This is a genomic window from Marinagarivorans sp. (assembly GCF_982758155.1).
In genome coordinates this window covers 1-4,524 of the sequence record NZ_CEXWTU010000315.1, presented here as the reverse complement: position 1 = coordinate 4,524, position 4,524 = coordinate 1, and the positions used below count along the sequence as shown (strand labels likewise).

4 protein-coding genes are annotated in these 4,524 nt (G+C 46.6%); 2 read left to right on the top strand and 2 right to left on the bottom strand.

The genetic code is table 11. The features are described 5' to 3' along the window. The first annotated feature begins 89 nt into the window (after positions 1–89). Both nqrM and sthA read left to right on the top strand, forming a co-directional pair. On the top strand, positions 90–323 hold the full coding sequence (gene nqrM / locus AC3A8L_RS20125) for a (Na+)-NQR maturation NqrM (protein ID WP_487964059.1): 234 nt from the start codon (positions 90–92) through the stop codon (positions 321–323). Between the two features lie 86 nt (positions 324–409). Next, positions 410–1,807, top strand: a complete 1,398-nt coding sequence (sthA, locus tag AC3A8L_RS20120; RefSeq protein WP_487964058.1) for a Si-specific NAD(P)(+) transhydrogenase — start codon at positions 410–412, stop codon at positions 1,805–1,807. Positions 1,808–2,189: 382 nt separating this feature from the next. Here sthA and AC3A8L_RS20115 read toward each other — a convergent pair whose 3' ends face one another. Together AC3A8L_RS20115 and AC3A8L_RS20110 are read right to left on the bottom strand one after the other, a co-directional pair. Next, on the bottom strand, positions 2,190–3,509 hold the full coding sequence (locus tag AC3A8L_RS20115; protein WP_487964057.1) for a type II toxin-antitoxin system HipA family toxin: 1,320 nt from the start codon (positions 3,507–3,509) through the stop codon (positions 2,190–2,192). Next, positions 3,499–3,795: a helix-turn-helix domain-containing protein gene (locus AC3A8L_RS20110; RefSeq protein ID WP_487964056.1), complete on the bottom strand. Its 297-nt coding sequence runs from the start codon at positions 3,793–3,795 to the stop codon at positions 3,499–3,501. The genes AC3A8L_RS20115 and AC3A8L_RS20110 overlap by 11 nt, the downstream gene beginning before the upstream one ends. Between the last annotated feature and the right edge of the window lie 729 nt (positions 3,796–4,524).

Here is a 4,524-nt window from a genome sequence, read left to right as displayed (position 1 = left end):
GAGCAACGCTGTTGAGGGAGTGGGAGGCAAGTATTATTGGATAAAGTATTGTTTCCTCGGCCCTTAACTTTTACTTCGAGGTAAACATTATGATTACGTTTGTTTTAGCTTTTGTATTTATTGCATTAATGATTGCGGGCATGGCTGTGGGCGTTATTGTGAAAGGCAAGCCCATTAAAGGCTCGTGCGGCGGTATGGCGGCTTTAAATATGGATACTGCTTGCGACATTTGCGGCGGTGATACCAAAAAATGTGAAGATGAACAAGAGCGCCAAGAGTCTGAAAAAGAGGCATTGGCTTACGATGCGACCAGCAAAAAGTAATATTTTAAGCGCAAGCTTGCTATCAATATTAAACCGCCCGCTTAGAGGCAGTTAACCCCTATATATCGGAGTGAAAAGAAAACGTAATGGCTGATTATGATTATGATCTGTTAGTGATTGGTGCTGGCCCAGCAGGTGAGGCGGCGGCAATGGCAGCGACTAAGTCAGAAATGACGGTTGGTGTGATTGATGCGCAAAGTGATTTAGGCGGCAACTGTACCCACAAAGGGACAATCCCCTCCAAGGCTTTAAGGCATGTTGTTAAACAGGTAATTAACTTTCGTAAGCAACCCGAAATGTTGCATTTGAATTCGTTTAATACCATTACTTACCCTGCGGTACTGCAAGCGGCTAAGTCGATTATTCCTCGTAAGGTGGCAATGCATAAAGCTTACTTTATGCGCAACCGTATTCATGTGCATTCGGGCTTGGCGCACTTTACATCGCCTAACTCTGTTGCCGTGGAATACCCGGATAGCCCTACAGATAATATTACTGCAAAAAATATTTTAATCGCAACAGGCTCTAGGCCTTACCGCCCGACCAATATCGACTTTAATCACTCGCGCATTTACGATAGCGATACCATTTTGAAGATGGCGCATACCCCGCGGACTTTAGTGATTTATGGTGCGGGTGTTATTGGTTGCGAATATGCGTCTATCTTTTCGGGGTTAGGTATTAAAGTCGATTTAATCAATAACCGCGATAGCTTACTGTCCTTCTTAGATACTGAAATTACCGATGCGTTGAGTTACCACTTGCGCAATAAAGGTGTTTTGGTTCGCCATGGAGAACAGTTTGATAGCGTTGATGCAACCGCCGAAATGGTGACGGTACACTTAAAGTCGGGCAAGCGCATTAAAGCCGATGCTCTATTGTGGTGTAACGGACGCTCAGGTAATACCGAAGATTTACAGTTAACTAATGCTGGGCTTGAAGCTAATAGCCGTGGTCAGATCGATGTAGACAATGAATACCGCACGCCGCAGTCCACTATTTACGCGGCGGGTGATGTCATTGGTTGGCCTAGCTTGGCGAGCGCCTCTTATGACCAAGGCCGTGCGGTTGTCGATTCTATTACCCAAAAAACGGTCCGTAGAGTCACCGACGCCCCAACGGGAATTTACACCCTGCCAGAAATCAGTTCAGTGGGTAAAACAGAGGCTGAGCTTACGGCTGCTAAAGTGCCTTATGAAGTGGGTCGCGCATTCTTTAAAGATACCGCGCGCGCCCAAATCAGTGGTGACGAAGTGGGAATGCTAAAAATTCTGTTTCATTTAGATACGCAAGAAATTTTAGGGATTCACTGCTTTGGTGCCGAAGCCGCCGAGATTGTACATATTGGCCAAGCCATTATGAACCAGACCGGTGAAGCGAATAATATTAATTATTTCACGAATACCACGTTCAACTACCCGACAATGGCCGAGGCTTATCGTGTTGCGGCTTTAAATGGTTTAAACCGACTTCAGCGTCAGTAGTTTAGGCTTTTAATCTAAAAGACCCTTAGGGGTCTTTTTTTTCGCCTGTATGGCGGGTATGTAATTTTTCTAGTAATTATTCAGGCGGGCTCGAATCATACTCACCAAAAAGGCGAATTGGTTATTTCCTGCATTACCCTAATGACCTATGTCCATACCAATGTCATTAACTTAGCGGCAACCGATAATTTTTCTGGACTCGCTTGAACCGATCCATGGGCGCTCCACACGCGCTCCCGGCGCGAGAGGGTCCTGAAAAATCTCCGCCTACCGCTTAAATTCGCCTTAAGCTAATGACATTGATGTCCATATAGGCCCCGGCATGTGCCTTCGTCTAATTTGGCAAACCATTATTGCCTCGCCCCTTAATAAGTACTTCTATTTATCTGGTTATTAGTTCGGCATTTTCTTTTTTGCGCAGCAAAAGTGTTTTAGTTATGGCGGACTGGGTTCCTTTGCTGATGTTGTGTTGTTTGGCAAGATGCTCAAAATCATCAATGGCTTCCAGTACCTCTTTTATACAGTTTTTTGCATCCTTCCATGATGCAAGGCCAGCACTAGCGGCCAGCTTTTGCATAGTTTTTAGTGGCGGCTTTTTCCCATGCCCAGCAAAAGCGGTGGCGTGTTCATTGAAGGGGTGGGGGCTAAAAGTCACATCATAAAAGGGGGCTGGCTGCCAGCTTGCATCATCTTGTTGTAAAAATGCCCAGTTTTTACTGTGATCATCTTGGTTGGCGGCAAATAAATTAAAGATGGCGCGGCGAAATTGCAATTGGCCTGCCGCAGGTGATTGGCAAAGTTGGCGGCTAGCTTTAATTAAATCTAAATAATCGAGGCTTGGACTGCGAAAGTCCGCATCCAAAAGGCCGCACGCACTGTGCATATGTAAGCGACCGGTGCCCTTGGCGTTTGCGTTTGCCAAATAATCAAAGCGTTTTACGGCTAGCCAAGCCGCTGCACCGCTGCATGCGGGCGCTTCAATCAATTGCCAGCTTGGCGGCTGGCATTGCGCTCGCTCTGCCATTTGCAAGTACACCGCTTCGCACAGGCCCTCTTCGTGACCGAGGGGGAGGTTCTTTGAGGTGAATTTGATGAGCCAAGCTTCATCGCCAGCTTTTGCACGGGTGCGGCAGTGGCTAGTATCGCCTGCCGCCATATAAATCTGCGCTTTGGGTCGGGCGCCGCCCGAACTACCGGCTGCAACCAATGCTGTTAGTACCTTATGAGTACTGCTGTCTAAGTCACCGGATAGGGTTTGATCAAATAGCGCTTGCGCCTCTAATCCTAGGGCGGCGATATCAATAGCTGAGTCTTCATCTGGCGAAAAATCAGATATAGGTGTAAACGATAAAGCCCCCATTCCTTGGTGTCCTACAAAAGCGAGTCGATCCATTGCTGTGATTTGTGTCGGTAAAATACCTTGCTGCCGAAAAATGCGATCTTGCAGTAGCAAACCCCATCCGTCGGGAAGGCTATCGCCAAAAACGCCATGAATACCTTGGTGGGGTTTTGGGGGGGATTGCTGCAGCTGTAAGTCTTCATGCAGGCTAAAAGGCGACAAGTTGCCAAATTGTCTAATGTAATTTTCATCGTATTGAAAAAAAACACCTTGTCGATTTTGTGCCAGCCTACCAACGAAAACCACTTCACTGGATGACAGCGTGCGGTGAATATCCAGCGTTTGAACGGGTTTAAAATCCACCTTTCAGTACCTCTTCTATGCTGGTCGGCTGTGTTGTCTGGCGTGGTGAGGATGACGTTTTTGTAAGTTCATAAAGTCGCGCAAGGGAATCCAGTGATTGCCACAGCAGTAAGAGTTGCCGAAAAGAGATCTGCCCAGTAAGTTCAAACTTTTTAATAGTTGCGGCGGGTACGCAGCTGCGTTTAGCTAACGCCTCGCGCGACAATTTGGCCTGTTTGCGTAAGCTGCGTAAGTGCGCGGCAAAAGCTTGGCTAACATCAGTATCGTCAAGAATGGAAAGGCGCATACACGAAAACCTATTTGGATATTATAGTGTCCATTATAGGCATAAATTATCATTTATGGATGTAATGGTATCCGTTTTTCTTCGGAAGGCATTGTTTTCTCGTTTTTGTAACTTAGTAACTTAAAGGGACACACACCCTAAAATCTGGACAAAAAGTGATCACCCGCTAAGCTTAAGGTGTTACCGTCTGCTGCTAGGTGATTACCATGACAAAGGCTCGTAAAGTCCAGGTTTCGCTAGATACCACGCTCGATTATCACTCGGCTCGGGCTTCCTGCTTCGCTCTACCTCCTAAATCCATTTAGTCGTGTGTCAGTAGATGTGTCAGAAAGGCATTCTTGTCTGGCCGTGATAATTACACAGGGCAAAGCTACGAACATCGTCGCCAATGCACTGCTCAATAGCATCCTTGCTACGGGCTTAACAGGACATACACTCTAAATTCTGGACAAAAAGCGATCATCCACTAGGCTTAAGGTATTGTCCTCTGCCGCTAGGTGATCACCATGACTAAGGCTCGTAAAGTTCAGGTTTCGCTAGATACCACGCCCTATTATCACTCGGCTCGGGCTTCCTGCTTCGCTCTACCTCCTAAATCCATTTAGTCGTGTGTCAGTAGATGCGTCAGAAAAACATTCTTGTGTGGTCTAGATAATTACACAGGGCAAAACTAAGAGCATCGTCGTCAGTGGATAGAAGACCGCTTGTTGTTATTGGCTGAGGTCTTCG

Coding starts and splice junctions, on each gene's coding strand:
- AC3A8L_RS20110 (WP_487964056.1), bottom strand. CDS start 3,795: ATGCGCCTTTCCATTCTTGACGATACTGATGTTAGCCAAGCTTTTGCC.
- sthA (WP_487964058.1), top strand. CDS start 410: ATGGCTGATTATGATTATGATCTGTTAGTGATTGGTGCTGGCCCAGCA.
- nqrM (WP_487964059.1), top strand. CDS start 90: ATGATTACGTTTGTTTTAGCTTTTGTATTTATTGCATTAATGATTGCG.